20 protein-coding genes are annotated in these 20,619 nt (G+C 61.5%); 10 read left to right on the forward strand and 10 right to left on the reverse strand.

All coding sequences use genetic code 11. The features are described from left to right. Nucleotides 1-11: 11 nt before the first annotated feature. Nucleotides 12-302: a type VI secretion system PAAR protein gene (locus R0125_RS00390; protein ID WP_317236753.1), complete on the forward strand. Its 291-nt coding sequence runs from the start codon at nt 12-14 to the stop codon at nt 300-302. Here the strand turns inward: R0125_RS00390 and R0125_RS00395 are convergent. Further along, nucleotides 289-906, reverse strand: a complete 618-nt coding sequence (locus R0125_RS00395) for a TetR/AcrR family transcriptional regulator (RefSeq protein WP_248181627.1) — start codon at nt 904-906, stop codon at nt 289-291. The two genes, R0125_RS00390 and R0125_RS00395, sit on opposite strands and share 14 nt — an antisense overlap. Nucleotides 907-1,002: 96 nt before the next feature. Between R0125_RS00395 and R0125_RS00400 the strand changes: the two genes are divergently transcribed. The 4 genes from R0125_RS00400 to ilvD all read left to right on the forward strand — a co-directional run bounded on the left by R0125_RS00400 (nt 1,003) and on the right by ilvD (nt 6,178). Continuing rightward, a complete protein-coding gene (locus tag R0125_RS00400; protein WP_317236754.1) occupies nt 1,003-1,830 on the forward strand; it encodes an SDR family NAD(P)-dependent oxidoreductase in 828 nt (275 codons plus the stop codon). Nucleotides 1,831-1,878: 48 nt separating this feature from the next. Then, complete coding sequence (locus R0125_RS00405; RefSeq protein ID WP_248181625.1) at nt 1,879-2,802, forward strand: ferritin-like domain-containing protein; 924 nt, start codon at nt 1,879-1,881, stop codon at nt 2,800-2,802. Nucleotides 2,803-2,870: 68 nt separating this feature from the next. Next, a complete protein-coding gene (locus R0125_RS00410; protein WP_317236755.1) occupies nt 2,871-4,430 on the forward strand; it encodes an NAD(P)/FAD-dependent oxidoreductase in 1,560 nt (519 codons plus the stop codon). A gap of 71 nt (nt 4,431-4,501) precedes the next feature. Further along, nucleotides 4,502-6,178, forward strand: coding sequence for a dihydroxy-acid dehydratase (gene ilvD / locus R0125_RS00415; RefSeq protein WP_317236756.1), 1,677 nt, complete (start codon nt 4,502-4,504; stop codon nt 6,176-6,178). Here the strand turns inward: ilvD and R0125_RS00420 are convergent. Further along, nucleotides 6,138-8,768 (reverse strand): EAL domain-containing protein, encoded by a 2,631-nt coding sequence (locus R0125_RS00420; RefSeq protein WP_317236757.1) that lies wholly within the window; start codon nt 8,766-8,768, stop codon nt 6,138-6,140. The genes ilvD and R0125_RS00420 overlap by 41 nt on opposite strands. Nucleotides 8,769-9,065: 297 nt before the next feature. Here R0125_RS00420 and pbpG point away from each other — a divergent pair, with 297 nt between their 5' ends. Next, nucleotides 9,066-10,019, forward strand: a complete 954-nt coding sequence (pbpG, locus tag R0125_RS00425) for a D-alanyl-D-alanine endopeptidase (RefSeq protein ID WP_317236758.1) — start codon at nt 9,066-9,068, stop codon at nt 10,017-10,019. Nucleotides 10,020-10,037: 18 nt separating this feature from the next. Then, nucleotides 10,038-10,517: an asparaginase domain-containing protein gene (locus R0125_RS00430; RefSeq protein ID WP_317236759.1), complete on the forward strand. Its 480-nt coding sequence runs from the start codon at nt 10,038-10,040 to the stop codon at nt 10,515-10,517. Nucleotides 10,518-10,527: 10 nt separating this feature from the next. On the opposite strand, the gene R0125_RS00435 is transcribed toward R0125_RS00430, so the two are convergent. From R0125_RS00435 to R0125_RS00445, 3 genes are read right to left on the reverse strand one after another with little or no spacing between them, the layout of a single operon-like run. Further along, nucleotides 10,528-11,220: a pseudouridine synthase gene (locus R0125_RS00435; RefSeq protein WP_248181725.1), complete on the reverse strand. Its 693-nt coding sequence runs from the start codon at nt 11,218-11,220 to the stop codon at nt 10,528-10,530. Nucleotides 11,221-11,222: 2 nt separating this feature from the next. Next, a complete protein-coding gene (locus R0125_RS00440; protein WP_317236760.1) occupies nt 11,223-12,254 on the reverse strand; it encodes a metal-dependent hydrolase in 1,032 nt (343 codons plus the stop codon). Between the two features lie 12 nt (nt 12,255-12,266). Beyond that, nucleotides 12,267-13,487, reverse strand: coding sequence for a lytic murein transglycosylase (locus R0125_RS00445; RefSeq protein ID WP_410797525.1), 1,221 nt, complete (start codon nt 13,485-13,487; stop codon nt 12,267-12,269). 304 nt (nt 13,488-13,791) lie between these two features. Between R0125_RS00445 and R0125_RS00450 the strand changes: the two genes are divergently transcribed. Further along, nucleotides 13,792-14,679, forward strand: coding sequence for a response regulator (locus R0125_RS00450; RefSeq protein WP_317236761.1), 888 nt, complete (start codon nt 13,792-13,794; stop codon nt 14,677-14,679). On the opposite strand, the gene phoR is transcribed toward R0125_RS00450, so the two are convergent. From phoR to R0125_RS00475, 5 genes are all read right to left on the reverse strand, one after another. Next, a complete protein-coding gene (gene phoR, locus R0125_RS00455) occupies nt 14,680-15,996 on the reverse strand; it encodes a phosphate regulon sensor histidine kinase PhoR (protein WP_248181617.1) in 1,317 nt (438 codons plus the stop codon). Between the two features lie 42 nt (nt 15,997-16,038). Further along, nucleotides 16,039-16,731 carry a phosphate regulon transcriptional regulator PhoB gene (phoB, locus tag R0125_RS00460; RefSeq protein WP_248181616.1) on the reverse strand — a complete coding sequence of 231 codons (693 nt, stop codon included), beginning with the start codon at nt 16,729-16,731 and terminating at the stop codon, nt 16,039-16,041. Between the two features lie 134 nt (nt 16,732-16,865). Continuing rightward, nucleotides 16,866-17,753, reverse strand: coding sequence for a 4-hydroxybenzoate octaprenyltransferase (ubiA, locus tag R0125_RS00465; RefSeq protein WP_317236762.1), 888 nt, complete (start codon nt 17,751-17,753; stop codon nt 16,866-16,868). Between the two features lie 83 nt (nt 17,754-17,836). Then, on the reverse strand, nt 17,837-18,418 hold the full coding sequence (locus tag R0125_RS00470; RefSeq protein WP_248181614.1) for a chorismate--pyruvate lyase family protein: 582 nt from the start codon (nt 18,416-18,418) through the stop codon (nt 17,837-17,839). After that, the gene (locus R0125_RS00475; RefSeq protein WP_317236764.1) at nt 18,399-18,956 is read right to left on the reverse strand and encodes a hypoxanthine-guanine phosphoribosyltransferase; all 558 of its coding nucleotides are present in this window, start codon (nt 18,954-18,956) and stop codon (nt 18,399-18,401) included. Before R0125_RS00475 ends, R0125_RS00470 begins: the two co-directional genes overlap by 20 nt. Before the next feature lie 264 nt (nt 18,957-19,220). Between R0125_RS00475 and R0125_RS00480 the strand changes: the two genes are divergently transcribed. After that, the gene (locus tag R0125_RS00480; RefSeq protein ID WP_008173532.1) at nt 19,221-19,388 is read left to right on the forward strand and encodes a rubredoxin; all 168 of its coding nucleotides are present in this window, start codon (nt 19,221-19,223) and stop codon (nt 19,386-19,388) included. A gap of 43 nt (nt 19,389-19,431) precedes the next feature. After that, the gene (locus tag R0125_RS00485; protein WP_248181612.1) at nt 19,432-20,586 is read left to right on the forward strand and encodes an NAD(P)/FAD-dependent oxidoreductase; all 1,155 of its coding nucleotides are present in this window, start codon (nt 19,432-19,434) and stop codon (nt 20,584-20,586) included. Nucleotides 20,587-20,619 lie beyond the last annotated feature (33 nt).

Raw genomic sequence — 20,619 nt, forward strand, 5'->3', positions numbered from 1 at the left:
GACTTCAGGGAATGAGCAAAGCGATTGTTTTGTTGGGTGACCTCGGCACCGATCATGAGGGCTTTCCGCCCACCCCCGTCATTGCGGGGTCTCCCGATGTGCTGGTGGACGGTAAACCAGTTGCCCGGGTCGGCGATCCCCTCGCCATGCACTCCAAGCCCAAACACCCGCCTCACCCTCGCGCGGTGGCCGCAGGCTCCGCAAGCGTGCTGATCAACGGCATACCCGCTGCCGTCACCGGGAGCGCCATTACCTGCGGTGGCGTCACCGTCGGCAGTGGCAGTGTGATTATCGGTCGCTGACCAGGGCCATTTCGCGCTCGGTGTAGTGGCCCACCATATCCGCCAGCCCCCCGGCCAGTTCGTCGAAGGTGATGGGCGGGGCCGGATCGCACAGGTGCCGCACCACCGAGTAGATACCGCCGTTGATCATGATGTAACTCATGGTCGGGATGTTGCGGATCTTCAGCGTTTCCGGGTGGTGCATCAGATACTGGGTGACCAGTTCCGACAGGGTTTTCTGCAGCGGTTCCACGTGTTGCTCGAAATCCAGCGCCATGGCGTAACGGGCGCATTTCAGGTAGCGCTCGTTGTTGGCCTGCAGGAAATCGCGGAAGTGGGCGAGCAGATCGAGCACCGCCTCTTTAATCGGTTTCCGAACAATGGTGGGAATCAGGGGCTGGATCATTCCAATGGTGTCGGCCACAAAGCGCTCGCTCATGACCTGAAAGATCTCTTCCTTGTTCTCGAAGTACTCATACAGTGAGCCCACGCCAACTCCTGCAATATCAGCGATTTGCCGGGTTGTGGTGGCCGCTGGTCCGCGCTCTGCCATGGCAATGAAGCCCGCTTCGACAATGGCGTCCACGGTGGCTTTGGCGCGTTGCTGCACAGGTTTTCTGGCCATAATTTTTCCGAATTGATTCCGAACAAGCGTTCGCTTTATGGTGAGTGAATCATTCGCTCATTGTCAAAGTGTAGGTACTCCATGTTTGGAAGTCGTTTGCCCAACAAACCCAGCCGCGGCGCCGCTGCGGTCGTAACCGGTGCCGGCAGTGGTATCGGCCGTGCGTTCGCACTGGAAATTGCCCGTCGTGGCGGTACTGTGCTGTGTTCGGATATCAATCTGGCCACCGCCGAGGAGACCGTGGCTCTGATCAAGGAGCTGGGAGGTCAGGCCTGGGCGTTCAAATGTGACGTCAGCAAGCTCAATCAGGTCGAGGCCCTGGCCGACGAGGCCGAGCGGGTGTTGCCCGCGCCGGTCAGCCTGGTGATCAACAACGCCGGCGTCGGTGTCGGCGGCAAGCCGGTCGGTGAGGCCACCATGGCCGACTGGAAATGGACCCTGGGGGTCAACCTCTGGGGCGTGATTCACGGTTGTCATGTGTTTACTCCGAAACTGAAAGAGCTGGGCCATGGCGGCATTATCAATGTGGCGTCCACCGCGAGCTTTTCGGCCGCCCCGCTGATGGGCGCCTACAACGTCACTAAAGCCGGTGCCCTGGCACTGACCGAGACCATGGCAGCCGAGCTGGCCGGTTCCGGCATCTCGGTAACGGCGTTGTGCCCGACGCTGGTGAAAACCAACATCAAGGCCAACGGCCGCATCATCGGGGAATCCTCGAAGCTGTTCGACCGCCTGATGGATCGTTTCGGCATGTCGCCGGAGCGGGTGGTGAACGATGCCCTGAACGCTCTGGACCGGGGCGATCTGTACGTCATGCCGCAGTTCGATGCGCGCATGATCTGGCGCGCCAAGCGTCTGATTCCACGCACCTATGCCCTCGGCACCGGGCTGATCAACCGGTTCGGTGTCAGCCGCTTGCACTGACTGAGCCGGGCCGATCCACCCTGATCCGATCTGAAAGGAAGGCACGTTATGGCGACTATCGATCTCGACAAGATGCTGGAGAAAATCAAGGACAGCCAGTGGGCGCTGGCGGACATTGACTGGGAGGCCCCGGGTGCTGACAAGATCAGCCCGGAGCAGTGGCCCAAGCTGAAGGCGTTCATGTCGGACCTGATGTGGATCGAGCACGTCGGCGCCCGCGGCTTTGCAGCGATGGCGAAGAAGGCCCCGACCGACACCCTGCGGGAGATTTACACCTATTTCCATGCCGAAGAGCAGCGTCATGCCAATGCTGAAATGGCTCTGATGCGCCGTTGGGGCATGCTCGAAGGGGATGAGTTGCCGGAACCGAACATCAATCTGCGACTGACCATCGAGTGGCTGGACCGCTACAGCGATGATATGCCGCTGGAGGTGCTGGGTTCGGTGATTCCGATGCTGGAGATTGCCCTGGACGGCGCGCTGCTGAAATTCCTGCTGGAGGAGGTGGACGATCCCCTGTGTCACGAGGTGTTCGCGAAGATCAACGGCGATGAGTCGCGGCATCTGGGGGTGGATTTCCATGTTATGGAAATGCTGGGCCGCGGCAAGCTGCATCAACTGGCGGTGAAAACGATCGGTACCGTGGCCAACCCCAAACTGATTCTCGGGGTGCTGGCCTACGCGCCGCTGCTCAACAAGATGCGGGACAACATTGTCGCCATGGGGCTGAAGGAAGAGCGCCTGTATGACGCGATGAACAAGTATGAGCGCATTGGCGGTCGTACCGAGGAGGGGCGCCGCAATCCCTGGTTCCAGATCATCAGCCAGCACGGAAAGATGGTGGTAAATCGCTCGCATCCGTACCACGTGCCGGTGGATGCGTTGGTGAAGCTGACCAGTTTTATTCCCAACCGGGCGGTAGGGCCGGTGCCGACCTGGGTCAAGGGGCTGACCTGGCGCACCACGGCCTGACTCTGTTTGCCCCAGCTATGGAGTGAGGCGAGGGATGGGGGTCGCTTTGTTGAAATTGAGAGAGTGTTATGACGACTGTTGTTGGGAAAGCCAAGGCTGAGAAAGCTAAAACCGCTCCACGCAAAAGAAAGACGACCCGGAAGGCGGCTGCTGGACCGGTTGAGCAGGATGTTCATGTTCATGAGGTGCTGATCGTTGGGGCGGGCTTCGGTGGTCTCGGTACGGCGTTACGGTTGCAACAGGACGGCATCCGCGATGTGGTGATTCTGGAGCGGGCCGCTGACATCGGTGGTACCTGGCGGGACAACACCTACCCGGGGGCGGCCTGTGACATTCCGTCGAATCTGTATTCGTTTTCCTTTGCGCCGAATCCGGACTGGTCGCGGAGTTTTTCCGGCAGTGGAGAGATTCTGAAGTATGTTCACTACCTGGCGGACAGGTTCAACCTGCGACGGATGGTGCGGCTCAACCGGAATGTCACCGGGCTGGAATACGACGAAGCCGCCGGGGTGTGGTCGGCGGTCACGGCGTCCGGGGAGGTGTTCCGCGGCCGGTCGGTGGTGATGGCGCAGGGGCCATTGTCGAACCCCGGGTTGCCAAAGATTGCGGGTATTGATTCGTTCAAGGGTCACACGGTGCACAGCGCGCAGTGGGATCATGAGTATGATTTCACCGGCAAGCGGGTGGCGGTGATTGGCACCGGAGCCAGTGCGGTGCAGATTATTCCGGCGCTGGTGCAGCAGGCGGCGAAGCTGAAGGTGTTTCAGCGTACTCCCGGCTGGGTGCTGCCGAAGCCGGATTTTGCCACCCCGGGCTGGAACCGGACGTTGTTCCGCAAGGTCCCGGCCAGTCAGGCGGCGGTGCGCAAGGCGCTGTATCTCGGCCATGAGTCGGTGGCGTTGGGTATTGTGTGGAATTCACCGTTGACCCGGGTGGTGGAGAAGGTGGCCGAAGCGCATCTGAACCGGCAGGTCAAGGATCCCTGGATGCGTCGTCAGTTGAAGCCGGATTTCCGCATCGGCTGCAAGCGGGTGCTGATGTCCAGTGATTATTACCCGGCCCTGCAGCAGGACAACTGCGAGCTGGTGACCTGGCCGATTGCCAGGATCAGCGAACAGGGCATCCGCACCGCCGAGGGCATCGAGCATCAGTTCGACTGCATTGTGTTTGCTACCGGCTTCGATGTCAGCAACGCCGGCACGCCCTTCCCGGTCAGGGGCGTCGGTGGCCGGGAGCTGGGCCAGGAATGGCACCGCGGTGCGCAGGCCTACAAGAGCATCAATGTGTCCGGTTACCCCAACCTGCACATGACCTTTGGCCCCAACTCCGGGCCGGGGCACAACTCGGCGCTGGTGTACATGGAGTCGCAGATTGAGTACATCCTGAAAGCCGTCAGGGTGCTGCGCGCGCTGGAGATCAAGGCGCTGGATGTGAAGTCCCATATCCAGGCCCGCCATAACCGGGAAATCCAGAAGCGGCTGGCGAAGACCAACTGGAATTCCGGCTGCAAGAGCTGGTACCTCACCGAAGACGGCTTCAACGCCACCATGTATCCGGGGTTTGCCACCCAGTATGCGCGGCAGATGGCGTCTCTGGACCTCAAAGACTATGCGCTGATCCGCGCCTGAGAAGCGTTGTTGTGAGACGGTTTTTCTGACAATCTGAATCGGACCTGTAGCCGATCAGCAAGGAGAGACCCATGACAGAGGACAAGCGCCGTCGTTATTCCGCCCCGGTGGTGGATGGCATCGGCAAGTCTGCCAGCCGTGCCATGTTGCGTGCCGTGGGCTTTACCGATGAGGATTTCCGCAAACCCCAGGTGGGCATCGCCTCCACCTGGAGTAACCTCACCCCCTGCAACATGCACATCAACCGTCTGGCGGAGGAGTCGGCGGCCGGCGCCGACGAGGCCGGTGGCAAAGCGCTGATTTTCAACACCATCACCGTGTCCGACGGCATCGCCAACGGTACCGAGGGCATGAAGTACTCGCTGGTGTCCCGTGAAGTTATCGCCGATTCCATTGAAACCACCGCCGGTTGTGAAGGCTTTGACGGTCTGGTGGCCATCGGTGGCTGTGACAAGAACATGCCGGGCTGCATAATGGGCCTGGCGCGGCTGAACCGCCCGTCGGTGTTTGTTTACGGCGGCACCATCATGCCCGGCGAAAATCACACTGACATCATTTCGGTGTTCGAGGCGGTGGGTGCCCACGCCCGCGGCGACCTGGATCTGATCGAGGTGAAACAGATCGAGGAAACCGCGATTCCCGGCCCCGGTTCCTGTGGCGGTATGTACACCGCCAACACCATGGCCTCGGCCATCGAGGCCATGGGTATGAGCCTGCCGGGCAGTTCGGCCCAGAACGCGGTATCCGGGTCCAAGGCCGAGGATTGCCGGGCCGCCGGTGCGGCGGTACTGAACCTGCTGGACAAAGACATCAAACCCTCGGATGTGATGACCCGGGAGGCGTTCGAGAACGCCATTACCGTGGTGATCGCCCTGGGGGGCTCCACCAACGCGGTGCTGCATCTGCTGGCCATGGCCAGCACCGTAGGAGTGGAGTTGTCGCTGGACGATTTTGTGGAGATCGGCCGGCGGGTGCCGGTGCTGGCGGACCTGCGCCCCAGCGGCCACTACATGATGTCTGAGCTGGTGGCCATCGGCGGTATCCAGCCGCTGATGAAAATGCTGCTGGATCGTGGCCTGCTGCACGGTGATTGCCTGACGGTCACCGGCCGGACTCTGGCTGAAAACCTTCAGGCAGTGGCTCCCTATCCGCAGGATCAGAACATCATTCACGCCTTCGACAACCCCATCAAGGCCGACAGCCACCTGCGCATTCTGTTCGGCAATCTGGCGCCCACCGGCGCGGTCGCCAAGATCACCGGTAAGGAAGGCACGCACTTTACCGGCCGCGCAAGGGTGTTCCATTCCGAAGAGGAGGCTCAGGAGCGGATTCTCGATGGCACGGTGGTGGCCGGGGATGTGCTGGTGATCCGTTACGAGGGCCCGAAAGGAGGGCCAGGCATGCGCGAGATGCTCAGCCCTACATCGGCCATCATGGGCAAGGGCCTGGGCAGCGATGTGGCGCTGATTACCGATGGCCGCTTCTCCGGTGGCAGTCATGGCTTCGTGGTGGGGCACATCACGCCAGAAGCGGCCGAAGGTGGCCCGATTGCCCTGGTGGAGGATGGCGACACCATCACCATCGATGCGGTCAGCAACCGCATTGAGCTGGATGTGCCGGACTCGGAACTGGCGCAACGGCTCAGTGCCTGGCAGGCGCCTCAGCCACGATTCACCCGGGGGGTGCTGGCGAAATACGCCCGTACGGTCAGCTCGGCGTCTCTGGGTGCGGTGACGGATCTGCCATGAGCCGTTGCGGCCGGCCCCAGTAGAAGCCCTGGCCGTGGAGGCCCGGGAACTGCTGAAGCCACGCGGCCACGGCCTGGGTTTCTACCCCTTCCACCACCATGTCCAGATCCAGCGCTTCCCCCAGTTCCAGCGTGGCACGGAAGATCCGCTGGCGGGTGGGGTGCTCCAGGATGTCCTTGAGGAAACTGCGGTCGATCTTGAGCTCGTCCAGATCAAAACGGGCGAGGGTGCCCAGTGATGAGTGGCCGGTGCCGAAATCATCAAGGGCGATGCGAAAGCCCAGGTTGCTGAGGGTGTGGATCATCACGCGAGCGGCCTCGGGATCCGCCATCATCGCGGTTTCGGTAATTTCCAGAATCAGGTCGCCCGGGGTCATCCCGTGCCGCTGAGTGATCTCCAGCACTTCCCGATCAAAGTGCGGCTGGGCCAGGTCCTTGGCGGAAATATTTACCGCAATGGCGACCGTGGATCCGTGATGCGCCGCCAGCCGGCGGTGATCGCCGCAGGCGTGGTTGATGACCCACAGCGTGACCGGATGAATCATGCCGACCTGTTCCGCCAGCGGTATCCAGTGGTCTGGCGGCACGCGGCCGAACTCCGGGTGCTGCCAGCGAATCAGTGCCTCCACCGAGTTGACCCGGCCTTCGCGAATATGGACCTTGGGCTGATACTCCAGCCACATGTGGCCGTTGGCCAGCGCGTCTTCTACGTCGAGCATCAGGATCTGCTGGCGGTACTGCCACTCCGCGATTGACGGGTCGTACTCGCAGAGAATGCGATCGCCGTTGAGTGAGGCAAAGCCGGCGGAAGACAGCAGGCTGGCCGCATCCGGACCATGTTCCGGGGCGTGGGCGGCACCCACCGACGGGCTCCAGGAAAACGCAAAGCGCCCTTCCCTGAAATTCCGGCCAAGCCAGGACACCACATCTTCCAGTGTTTGTCGGTCGCCGGCCGTGTCATCGCTGCGGTGGAAAGCAAAGGCGTGGTTGACGGTGTCGATGCTGGCCAGGGCAAAGCCGTTAACCATCACCAGGCGGGTACTGAAGGACCGCTTCAGAAAGCTGTTGAGGCGGCGCAGGTAGATTTTCAGCAGTTCCTCGGCGGTGCGGTAGCCGAGCGCCTGCTCAATTTCATGGAAGCGGGTGAGGCGCACAATGCACAGGGTGTAGGGCGTTGCCGCTGCATTAAGGGTGTCCAGTGATTCCTCGAGCATGGCGCGGTTGGGTTTGCCGGTTACCCGATGGGTTTTCAGCAGCCGATCATAATCTTGCTCAATCCTTGACCGCAGCTGCTCCTCCTGACGGGCACGCACATCGGAATGCAGTCTTCGTTTTCGTTCCTCAAGTAGCAACCGTCCCACGCCGGAGGTCAGAACCAGGGAGGCGATGGCGGCACCGAGGAAAAAGGCCGAGTCGGTGAGGTCGTTGACCGGCACCCAACCCACGGTGCGAAGGGACGATGCAGTGGCCCCGCTCAGGATGACCAGAATGGCCAGGCCGTAATAGCGGGCGTACACATGGCGGTGCAGCTGCCGGCCCACCACCGCCAGTATGAACAGGCCGGTCAGGGTGGCCAGCACCAGTAAAGTACCCTGACCGGGGAAGGGCAGCCCCAGTGGCGCGGCAATCAGAATGACGAACGCGGCGATACTGAAGCCGTGCAGCACCGACGTGATGTACCGTGGAATCGACAGAAAGTTTGGGGTGAACTGGCACAGGGCGATCAGGCACAGCGGAAGGCTGACATTCAACAGATTGTTGATCTGTGGCCAGCCCGGCCACAGAAACCACAGGCCAAAGCCGTCCATGACCAGCTGGCTGTGCATGACCCCCACCATAAACACACTGAGCCAGGCCAGACCGGGGCGTCGAAGCATCACCACAATACTGATGTTGAAGAGCAGGGCGAAGGCCAGTAACCCAGCGATGAAGGCCTTCCAGGCCAGAGTAAAGGCGGTATGTCCGAGGATGTCCTCTGGCTTGTGAACCGAGAGGGGCAGCAGGGTAGGCCCGGAATTTTCCACTTCAAACAGAAAGGTGGTGGTGCCCGGGTTCAGTGTCACCGGCCAGATCCACTGCGGCAGTTTGAAGTAACGGTGCTGGAACGCGTGCCTGTCGCCCATAACCGGCAGGCGTTCCACGCGGGCTTCCGGCGTCACCATGGCAGGGCGGATGCGGTCGAGAAACGGGGCCGACACCACCAGCAGCTTGATGACCGGTTCCTCCGAGGTATTCTCCAACGAGAACCGGAACGTCGCGGGCTGGTTCAGATAACCGATGCCGGTGTGGTTCTCCGGTGTGGAGGTCCAGGGCGCGACCGCCGCCTGTTGCCGAGCGCTCAGCGCCTGATCGAGGGATTGCAGAGAAAACTCGGTGCGAACGTGAATCAGATCAGCGTCGGGCGGCGCGGTGGCCAGCCCGTGCCGCGGATCAACGCTGTTGATCGACGGTGACAGCGACAGTGCGGCGACACCGTAGAAAACGCTGAATATCAGCAAGCTCAGCGGGAGCCAGCGCCGGGCCAGTTTTGGCAGACGCCGCCACGGGGTTCCGGCGCGGGCTTGCGTTGTCGGGCTCGCGGATGAGTCCATTCAGGGGAAAATCCTGCGTTGTCGGAATGTCGAGCTGGCAGTTACACCTTGATTACACGATGTAATAATCTGCAACATTATGAAATTGCAGTAATTTTACTGCATTTTATAGTGTTTTGCATTTGCTGTTTTAAACGCCTGGGTGAGAACTGTGAATGCGTGCACGTCCCTGTTGGTCGGCACGAACCTGACGGAGTGTTAATGGTTTGTGGCGGCGGCGCTCATTCTCCTGGTGTCATTCGCTGGTATAGTAGCCACCGTGAATGAAGCCACAGAAATGAAGTCAGAGGTTGATGGATGATCCGAAGTGCCTTGTCAGGCCTGATGCTGTTGTTGCTGAGTGCGGTTATGAGCCAGGCCTACGCCCACAATACGGGTGCCCGCAGTCAGAGTGAGGGCGGCGAAGCGAGTGTGGTTCAGTTGGCGTCTGTCAACGCGGCCGTTACTTTCGCCGGTGACAACGACCTGGTTTACGGCAAGAACGCCGACCGGATCGTGCCCATCGCTTCCATCACCAAACTGATGACGGCACTGGTGGTACTGGATTCCGGCGTACCGCTCAATGAATGGCTGGTGTTCGAGAAACGCCACATACCGGCGCCGGCCAATGCCTATACCCGTATTCGTGTGGGCTCGGAGCTGCGGCGTTCGGACGTGTTGCGAATCGCTCTGATGTCCTCGGAGAATTTTGCGGCCTACACCCTGGCCCGTCAGCATCCCGGTGGCTTCGATGCGTTTGTTCGCGCCATGAATGAAAAGGCGCTGGCATTGGGCATGACCCGTTCCCGGTTTGTGGATCCGACCGGACTCTCGGTGCACAACACCTCCACCGCGGCGGACCTTGTCAAACTGGTCAATGCCGCGGCACGCCACCCGCAGATTGGCGACTATTCGACCACCCGCTATTTCTCCGCCAGCTTCCGCCAGCCCCGATATAGCCTGTCCTATGGCAACACCAACATTCTCGTGCATCGGGACAGTTGGGGCGTAAGTCTGAGCAAGACCGGCTACCTGTCCGAAGCGGGCCGCTGCCTGGTCATGGTGTCCAACATGAACGGCAAACAGGTGGTGACGGTGCTACTGGATTCGCTTGGCACCCGCTCACCGATCGGCGATGCCGGCCGCATCCGCAACTGGCTGGATACCGGCGCAACCGGCCGCGTTGCGGCGGCGGCCAAGGCGTATGAGCAGGAGAAAAACGCGATCTATGCCGAGGGCGGTCAGACGCAACAGCCGGCGAGCTCAAACTGACAGGGAGTGGGGGAACAGATGATCCAGATTTTTACAACCGGCGGCACCATCGACAAGGTGTATTTTGATGTCAACAGCGCGTTTGAGATCGGAGACACGTTGCTGCCGGAGTTGCTGACCGAATCCAATATTCACGACGGCTACGCCATTAACGGCCTGTTGCGAAAGGACAGTCTCGAGATGACCGATGCCGATCGCGAGGCCGTTCGTGAGGCGGTGGCGGCCGCTGATGCGACGCAGATCCTCATTACCCACGGTACCGACACCATGGCCGAAACGGCTCGCGCGCTGTCGACCATCACCGACAAGACCATTGTGCTGCTGGGCGCCATGCAACCGGCGAGAATGCGCCGCAGTGATGCGGTATTCAATGTCGGCTTCGCCTGGGCTGCGGTGCAGCTGCTGCCGGCGGGTGTCTACATTGCCATGAACGGTGAGGTGTTCGAGGCCGGTGCCGTGCGCAAGAATCTCAAGGCCCAGAAGTTCGAGCGGGCCTGATCGCCGGCACTCAGACCACGTTGTTGATCTCGGCATCGGTCAGCTCGCGGAAGGCTCCGGGTGCCAGGGCCGGATCCAGCTCGATGGTGCCGATGCGCTGGCGATGCAACGCCAGCACATGATTACCCACCGCCGCCAACATGCGCTTCACTTGATGGTACCGGCCTTCTGAAATGGTCAGTTCGATCTCGCGGTCACCGAGGCGCCGGATGCTGGCGGGTTTCGTGGGCTTCGGGTCGTTGCGCAGGGTGACCCCCGATTCCAGTTGCTGCAGGGCCTCGTCCGCTACCGCCTCACTGAGGGATACCCGGTAGGTCTTGGGGCATTCCACCCGTGGCGAGGTGATGCGGTGCGACCACCGGCCATCGGTGGTCAGCAACACCAGGCCGGTGGTGTCGGCATCCAGTCTGCCGGCAATATGGAGGCCCCGGGCGGTGGCCGCGGGCAGCAGATCCAGTACCGTGGGGTGATCGCTGTCGGTGGTGGCGCTGACCACGCCGGCCGGTTTGTTGAGCATCAAGTAGCGTTCGCCGGGAAGGGTGAGCGTGGCGTTATCCAGTGTGACGCGGGCATCGCTGTCGATCTGGGTATTTGCGCCGCGGCAGGGGTGGCTGTCTACCCGCACGCGACCCCGGGTGATCGCCTGCTTGGCCTCTCTGCGGGAGAGCGCGGTGGCGGTGGCCACAAACTGATCAAGGCGCACGGTCAGGAACACCGCTCTCCGGGGGGTGGCAGCTCGAGACTGGCCAGGCACAGCACCGGCGCCGTGCCGGTCAGTCTGGCCCAGAGCGCACCCAGCAGTTCCTTGCGGACCGCGGGGCGGTCCAGACGGTAGCTCAGGGACGGTTCCAGTCTATTGCCGTTGTTCTTCGCCAGCACGAACGTGAACGGGTGCGCGCCCGGAACCCCGAGGCGCACGTCGGTGGCGATCAGTAGCTCGCCTTGCTGCTCATAATGCAGGAAGCCATCGGTAAACCATTCCAGTCGCTGTCCCTCAGGCAGGGTGCGGGCGCGCGCGGCCAGTGCCGGATCGCGGGCGAATTCCTCGAGGTTGAGGGGCGCGTCGCCGTCGAGAAAGCCGGTCACCATTTCCACCCGGCGATCATCACTCACCACGGTAACCCGCCACAGAACGGTGTTGAAAGGCATGGGTTGCACCATGCGCGGTGCCTCTGCCAGCCCCGCCTGGGCCAGTGCCGGTTCCACCCGATTGGTAATCATCTGTTGCGCAGCCAGCGTCCAGCCCAGATACAGAGTGGACACCGCCAGGCCCGTCACCAGTGCGGTTGTTCTCTGTGGCCGGCATAGAAAGAACACCATGGCGGCGAGCAGGGGCAGGGTGTACAGCGGGTCGATGATAAAAATGCTGTTCAGCGCCACCGGTGGTCCAAAGGGCCAGAACAGCTGGGTGCCATAGGTGGTGAACGTGTCCAGGACCGGGTGGGTGACCAGAATCAGGCCGGTCATCAGCAGCCAGCGCTGATAACTCAGCTGCGGTTTCCAGCGCCACAATGCCCAGGCCAGCAGAAACGATAGCGGGATCAGGATTAACAGCGAATGGCTGAACCCCCGGTGTTGGGTGAAATTGGCCACGGCACTGCCGTAATCGATGATCACGTCCAGATCCGGCAGGGTGCCCAGCACAGCTCCGGTCAGCAGCACCGAGCGCCCGAGGGTTTTGCCGGCTACCGCGCCGGCGAGCGTTGCCCCGAGGGCCGCCTGGGTTATCGAGTCCATGGCGTACTGTGCTCAGTCATCGGATTCCTCGGACGCGTCGGGTTGATTCTCGGCCTCCGGAGCCACGGTCAGCTCGTTGAGGATGTCCTGAGACGGATAGCCGTCGGCGATGCGGTCGTTGGCCGCCTGATAGCCGCGGATGGCCCCGCGGGTGGCTGGCCCCATGATACCGTCTGGCTTGCCGGTGTCGAATCCGCGGCCGTTCAGTGACTGTTGCAGGGCAAGGATGATGTCCCGGGACAGATTGGGCTGATCCTCCGGTGGGGGGGTCTGCAGGCCGCCCGCCCCGGCGATACGATCGGCCAGGTGGCCCACGGCAATGGCGTAGAATTCCGAGCGGTTCCAGCCCATGATCACGTTGAAGTTGCGGTAGGCCAGAAACGCCGGTCCGCGGTGGCCGGAGGGCACCACCAGGGCCGCGTCGATGGGCTCATCCGCCAGTGCGTTGCCGAAGGCGTCGGTGATGCCCAACTTGTTCCATTCCGCCAGCTCAAGGCGCCGGCCGTCGGCCAGTGAGTAATCGAAACTGGCGGGCAGCCGCACTTCCCGGCCCCAACGGTAGTCGCCGTCCCAGCCCAGATGTTGCAGGAAGTTACCTGCGGACATCATGGCGTCCGGCAGGCTGTTCCACAGATCCCGCTTGCCATCGCCGTCACCGTCCACGGCGTGCTTGAGAAACACCGTGGGCATGAACTGGACATGGCCCATGGCGCCGGCCCAGGATCCCTCCATCTGTTCCGGAGCAATGGCGCCTTCGTCAATAATCCGCAGCGCGGCGGTCAGCTGCTCGGTAAAAAAGCTTCTGCGGCGCGGGTCGCAGGCCAGGGTTGCCAGCGAACTGGGCACCGACATCTTGCCGAAGTAGGAACCAAAGTTGGTTTCCAGCCCCCAGAAAGACACCAGATACGGCGCCGGTACACCGGTTTCCCGGGTGACCCGGGCAAGCAGCTCCCGGTGCTCTTTGAGTAATTCCCGACCCTTGCTGATGCGGTCTTCGTTCACCCGGCGATTGAGGTAATCCGCAAACGTGGTGGTGAACTCGGGCTGGCGCCGATCGAGCTCGATCACCCGGTCAAGGTGTTCGACCTCTGTCAGCACATCGTTGGCGGTTTTGGTACTGACACCCGCTGCAATTGCGTGGTCTTTGAGGCGTGCAACGCATTGTCCGAACGCCTCGGTGTTGCTGGTTTCCGCGGCGACCGGCAGCGCCAGTGCCAGCAGCAGTCCGGTCACAGAGAGACGTTGCAGTGTCCGTTGTCCGTGGGTAGTCCCTGAATGTCTGTTTTGCACGCAGAACCTCGGTATGGAAACAATAATGGGTGAGGTGTTCATTTTGAACAGGCACGGCCATGGTAGCCTTTTTTTTACGAACGAAAATACCGGTTTGGGCCTGTCACCGTGACAAATCGTTAACCCGCCGGTTCCCGCCTGCAGTGAATTGTGGTCTTTTTGTAGCGTCGGGGTTTTCCCGGGTCTGCTTTGTTCTATAGTTTCATCGAGAAACGTCCCGGATGGTCGGTAAAAGGGTCAAAACAACATGGCAATGCTCAAAGCGCTGGTAGTGGATGACGCCAGCTTCGTGCGGGATCTGGTGAAACGAACGATTCGCCAGCGTTTTCCCGTGATTGAAACCACCGACGCGCAGAACGGCCGTCGCGCACAGTCGCTGATGTCCCGGGGCGCCTTCGATCTGATCCTCTGCGACTGGGAAATGCCGGAGATGTCCGGCCTGGAACTGCTGCAGTGGATGCGCCAGCAGCCGCAGTACGAGAAAGTGCCGTTTATCATGATCACCAGCCGCGGCGATAAGAATCATGTGGTAGAAGCGGTGAAAGAGGGGGTGTCGGAATATCTCGGCAAACCGTTCAGTCCGGACGGTCTCAGCAAGAAAATCATCAAGGTGATGGGGCGCAGCCTTAAAGACGCCATGGACCACGGCGGAAAATCCATGGCCAGCCCCACCGATGCCTTCAAGGAATCGGCGACGTTGCTGACCCAGAAGCGTGAGCCTGTCACCGACACCCCGGCCACAGAGCGAGGCACAGCCGCCTCGCCCCTGCTGGCGGCCGGCGCCGGGGTTCCGGAGCAGAAACCCGCCGCCTGCAGCTCGCTGAGCGTGGCCTCGGTGCGCTTTGCCGACAGCACGCTCAAATCTGTGGTGAAAGACATCAACCTGACAGAAGTGCGTGTTATCGCGAAGCGGGATCAGGATTTTCCCGGCATTCTTGATCAGGCGGTGGTGGACATCGAGATTGCGGAAGGGCAGATGGCGAGGCTTAACGGATACGTTCACCAGTTGCAGGCGGTGGATAAGCGTCAGGACACGGATTTTGTCAGTGTCACCATCCGCTTTGTAGATGAGGATCCGAAGAAGCTTGAAGACCTGTCCCGCTTCGTGGCGCGTTTCCGCGCCGCCAACCGCTGATCAGGATACGTTTTCCGGTACCCGTTCGACCAGCCGTTCCCGCGGGAAGTGGCAGATAAACTCGCTGCCGTCGCCGATGCGACTCTTGATTTCCAGAGTGCCGTCGTGGTTCAGCAACACGTGTTTGACGATGGCCAGCCCGAGGCCGGTGCCGCCGGTGTCTTTGTGGCGGCTCGGGTCGGCGCGGTAGAAACGTTCGGTGAGGCGGGGAATGTGCACCGGATCGATCCCGATACCGGTATCCCGCACCGACAGATGCGCACCGTCACGGTTGGCGCTCCAGGTCACGGTGATGTGGCCCCTGGCGGGCGTGTATTTCACGGCATTGAAGATCAGGTTGGAGAAGGCGCTGCGCAATTGGCTTTCGTCGCCCTTCAGTAGCCGTTGGTCGGTAATCTTCACGCTGAATTCGTGTTCCTTTTCCCCACTCAGGGCGCTGGCGTCGTGGCAGATCTGGCGAATCAGTGCGTCCACGTCGGTCACCGTGTCATTGACGGTCTGTTCCCCGGTTTCAATCTTTGACAGCAGGATCAGGTCGGTAATCAGGGCTTCCATGCGGGACGATTGCTGGGCCATGGTGGTGATGGCTCGGCGCCACTTCGGCGGCAGGTCGTCGGCGTTGTCGACCAGGGTCTCCAGATAGCCGCTGATGACGGTCAGCGGGGTGCGCATCTCGTGGGACACGTTGCCTACGAAATCCCGGCGCATCTGCTCCAGTTGATACAGCCGGGTCACGTCTTTGGCAACGATCAGGCGATCGTCGTCACCGAACAGGCTGATCTGGATCTGCAGGTGAATGTGGGGCTTGGCCGGAGAGTTGATGTCCAGCGGCTCGCGGTAGTCGCGGGCGTCGAAGTAGGCTTTGAACGCCGGGGTGCGGATCAGGTTGTGAATGTACTGGCCGCGGTCGGTGTTGCGGCGGAACCCGAGCAGGTACTCGGCGGAGCCGTTCCACCATTCCATGGAGCCTTTGGCGTCGGTCATGATGACGCCATCGCGCATGGCGTTGGTGGATTCCTGCACCCGGTTGATCTGTGCCCGCAGGCGATCCTGCAGGCGCAGGTGGCTCTGATGCAGTTTGTGGAGACCGTCAAAAATGTCGCCCCAGAGGCCGATGCTCTGGGGCGCCTCACGGGTTGCGCCGGGGTTGCCCAGCCAGTGGTAGAGGCGCCGGGCGTGTACCAGCGTCCACCACAGGTAGGCGATCAAACCGAGGGTCAGGCCGTAGATCGGGTAACCGAAAAAGGCGCCCGCCGCGGTGCAGACGACCAGAAACCCGATGATCAGGCGAAAGTATCGTGACCAGTTGTGTTGCATCGAGACGCCCTGGAGTTGGTGTGCCGCCGTTGCGTCCGCCGTTTATGCCGCCCGGGTGGAGAAGCGGTAGCCGGCACCACGCACCGTCTGGATCAGGTGGTCATGTTGCTCGCCGAGGGCCTTGCGCAGCCGGCGAATGTGCACGTCAACGGTACGCTCCTCAACGTAGACGTTGCCACCCCAGACCTGATCCAGCAATTGAGAGCGAGTATATACCCGTTCCTGGTGTGTCATGAAGAATTGCAGCAGCCGGTACTCGGTGGGGCCCATGCTGAGGGCGCCCTGCTCGGTGGTGACCCGATGGCCGACCGGGTCAAGGGTGAGGCCTTCCACTTCTACCGGAGAATCAACGCCCGGTGGTGTGGCCCGGCGCAGCACCGCTTTCAGGCGGGCGACCAGTTCGCGGGGGGAGAAGGGCTTGGTGATGTAGTCGTCAGCGCCCACCTCCAGGCCCTGAATCTTGTTGTCTTCCTCGACTTTCGCGGTGAGCATGATGATGGGGATGTCGGCTGTGGCCTCTTCTTTTTTGAGGCGGCGGGCCAGTTCCACTCCGCTGGTGCCGGGGAGCATCCAGTCAAGCAGGACGAGGTCGGGGTGTTTGTCGACGATCAGGGCATGCGCTTCCAGTGCGTCCGCTGCCTCCAGGTAGTCGTAATCCGCCATTTCCAGGGCCACGGCGATCATTTCGCGAATCGGGGCCTCGTCGTCGACGATCAGGACAGTTTTTCCATTCATGGGCATTAACCTGTATCAGACCTTGGTTTGTTGCTGCCTTATTACAACGCCATAGTGTTACAAGTATATGACACATTCTGCCTGGTGGCGGGAGTGGGCACGACTGCGACACACCGCTCCCATATTCCTTACTGTCATTGCAGCAAGCGATCGACGACCAGCCCGGCAAACACCGCAAATCCTGCCCAGTTATTGTTCAGAAACGCTCTGAAGCAGCCCTCCCGCTCGCGCAAGCGGGCCAGGTACTGCTGGTAGATGAACAGGCCGGCCATGGCGAGGACACCCAGATTGTAGATGATGCCCAGGTCCGCCTGGTTGCCCACCATGATCAGGATCACCACCACCAGACCCTGCAGAAAGCCGATGATGGCGAGGTCGGCGTCGCCAAAGAGAATGGCGGTGGATTTGACACCAATCCTGAGGTCGTCGTCGCGGTCGACCATGGCGTAGAAGGTGTCGTAGGCCACGGTCCAGAGTACGTTGGCGGTGAACAGCAGCCAGGTCAGCTGGGTGAGTTCATTGGCTTCGGCCGCCCATGCCATGGGAATGGCCCAGGAGAAGGCGGCGCCCAGGAAAAGCTGCGGCAGGTGGGTGTAGCGCTTCATGAACGGGTAAATGAACGCAAGGACTACGCCGCCGAAGGACAGATACAGGGTCAGCGGATTGGTGAACAGCACCACCATGAGGAAGGCCACCAGGGCGAGGCCGAGGAACAGGGCGACCGCTTCCCAGGCGGCAATGCGGCCAGAGGTCAGGGGGCGATCTCTGGTGCGTTTGACGTGGCGGTCGACGTCGCGGTCGGCAAAGTCGTTGATGGCGCAGCCGGCGGCGCGCATCAGAAACACCCCGACGGTGAAGATGATCAGGTTGCCGATGCCCGGGAATCCGTCGGAGGCCAGCCACAGCGCCCAGTAAGTGGGCCAGAGCAGGAGCAAACTGCCGATGGGGCGATCCAGTCGCAGTAGCTTGGCGTAGTCCGCCAGGCGGCTCCGCAGGTGTTCGGGCATGGCGTTCAACAGCATAGTGCGTGGTCCGATTGGGTATGGCTGGTGTTTTCCTGAGCGTGGATTATAGCCAGCGGACGTGCGCCTGTTAAAGGCCGGGCTCAGTGGCAGAACTGGGGCAGAAAGTACTCGCCCACCAGCAGCGCCTTGTCGCCGTTGTGGAAACGCGAACGGCGGGCCACCGGGGGCTGGCTCGGGTCGCAGGTCAGGCAGACGCCGGTTTCAAACGGGCCACGTTGCCAGCGGGGGTTGCTGAACAGCCAGGCGCCCAGTGGCTGGCGGCCGAGGTGGCGCAGGCGTCGCCCGGCGCCTTCCAGGGTGGGCAGTGGAATAACGGTGCGGGCCAGCACCCAGGGCGCACCGTCGCCACACAGCTGCACTTCGCGAATCCACGCCAGTTGGCGCTCGGGCACGTTGAGTGTCTGCGCCTCTTCACGGGTCGGGCGCGAAAACCCTTCACGGATCACGTTAACGTGGAATGAGTCGGTGCAGCGCCGTTGCAGTTCCCGGGTCAGCGAACCTTCCGCCTGTAACCAGAAACGGGCAGGGCCGTGCACCGTGTTGTCACGGAGGCCTGCAGCAGCCAGCGAGCGATACCAGTCGGTGGGCGGAATCGCCAGGGGTGCGGTTAATGGCACCCTGCCAGGCGTGTCCACCCGCCGGTCAAAGTCCCTTGACGGCATAAATACCGGGGGCGTTGCGCCAGTAGCCTTTGTAGTCCATGCCGAAACCGAACAGGAAGCGGTCTTCCACGTTCAGGCCGGTGAAGTCGGCTTTCAGATCCGGGTGCGCCTTGCGGTCGTGTTGTTTGTCCACCAGTACCGCGGTCAGCACTTCGCGGGCGCCGTGGGCGAGGCAGTAATCGGCGATGGCGCAGAGGGTCGTGCCTTCGTCCAGGATGTCGTCAACGATCAGGATGGTGCGGTCTTTCATGTCCGCTTCCGGTCGCAGCTTCCATTCCAGGATGCCACCGGTGGTTTCCTGACGGTAGCGGGTGGCGTGCAGGTATTCCGCCTGCACCGGAAACTTCAGCAGCGGTAGCAGCTGTCCGGTGAGGATGAGGCCGCCGTTCATCACGCAGAACAGCAGGGGGTTGCTGTCTTTCAGGCGGCGGGTGATGTCGTCTGCGAGGCTGCGGATGGCCACCTGTACCTGTTGTTCATCGACCAGGCAATCGGCTTCATTCATTACCTGATTCATCTCGGCGACGGTATCGGTCATAGCGGTCGGATCCTGTCGTAAAACCGGCGATTATACCGGAGGAGGCGGGTATAAGGGAGGGGCAACCCACCGACCGGCCCATGGGTATTTGTGGCGATTGGCAGAAATACCCGGGAAAGACTGTCCTGAGTGGCATTGGTCAATCCCGGGCGGGTGGGTATGATGGTGGCCCGTTTTGAGTAATGTGCAGTCACAACCAAAAAACTTGCGTGCAATATTGTCTGACAATTATCATTGCGCCCGAATTCTACGCGGAGAGAGATTATGAAAAAGTGGCAGTGTGTTGTGTGTGGACTGATTTACGACGAGGCCGAAGGCTGGCCGGAAGACGGTATCGAGCCGGGCACCAAGTGGGAAGATGTGCCTGAGGACTGGGTCTGCCCTGACTGCGGCGTGGGCAAAGAAGACTTTGAAATGATCGAGATTGGCTGATACCCGGCCGCCACCCTGAGAAGCACACCGACGGAGAATTGGAATGACAACAGAAGCCCCTATCGTCATCGTGGGAACCGGCCTGTCCGGATACTCCCTGGCCCGGGAGATCCGTAAGCAAGACAAGGACATCGCCATCGTCATGGTCACCGCCGATGACGGCTTCAGTTATTCCAAACCTATGCTGTCAACCGGTTTTACCAAGGGCAAGGAGGCCGAGGAGCTGGCCCAGGCCAGTGCCGACGCCATGACCGAGCAGCTGAATCTCGAGCTGCGCACGTTCACCACGGTGACCGGCATCGACACCGCAGCCCACGAGCTGGTGCTGGGCGACGAACGTCTCCGCTACAGCAAGTTGGTGCTGGCCTGGGGCGCTGACGTGATTCGCCTGAATATTGAAGGTGACGGTCAGGAATTCGTGCATTCCATCAACGATCTGATGGATTACCGCGCGTTCCGCGAAGCGCTGGCGGGCAAAAAGCGGGTGGCCATCATGGGTGCTGGCCTGATCGGCTGTGAGTTTGCCAACGACCTCCGCAACGGCGGTGTCGAGGTCGATGTGATTGCCCCCTCTGACACGCTGATGCCGGGGCTACTGCCGCCGCCGGCGGCAGAGGCGGTCAAGGCCGAGCTGACCGAGTTGGGCGTGGGTTTCCATCTCGAAACCGTGGTGGATCGCATTGACCGTGCTGGTGAGGGCGTGCGGCTGGCATTGGCCAACGGCGAGACGCTGGAAGCGGATCTGGTGATTTCCGCTGTCGGTCTGCGGCCGCGAACCGAACTGGCGGAAGCTGCCGGCATTGCCACCAACCGGGGCATTGTGGTTAACCGGGCGCTGGAAACCTCCGCGGCGGATGTCTATTCCCTGGGTGACTGCGCCGAGGTCGACGGCCACGTGCTGCTGTACGTGCTGCCGCTGATGGCCTGCTCCCGAGCCCTGGCGAAAACGCTGGTGAGTGAGCGCACCGAGGTGGCTTACGGCACCATGCCGGTCATGATCAAAACCCCGTGCTGCCCCACGGCCGTCTGCCCGCCCCCGCCCAACGCTGCCGGAGCGTGGGAGCTTGAGCAGGAGGGCAGCGATGTCCGTGCCTTGTTTAAAGCGGCGGATGGTGCCGTGCTGGGTTTCGCGGTGACTGGCCGGTTTGCGGTGGAAAAGCAGGCCCTGTCAAAGGAAGTGCCCCCCATTCACGGCTGAGTTATTGCGAAAAGGCCCGGCTTCGGGTAGAAA

The sequence above is a fragment of the Marinobacter sp. M-5 genome (genome assembly GCF_032911545.1).
GTDB lineage: Bacteria > Pseudomonadota > Gammaproteobacteria > Pseudomonadales > Oleiphilaceae > Marinobacter > Marinobacter goseongensis.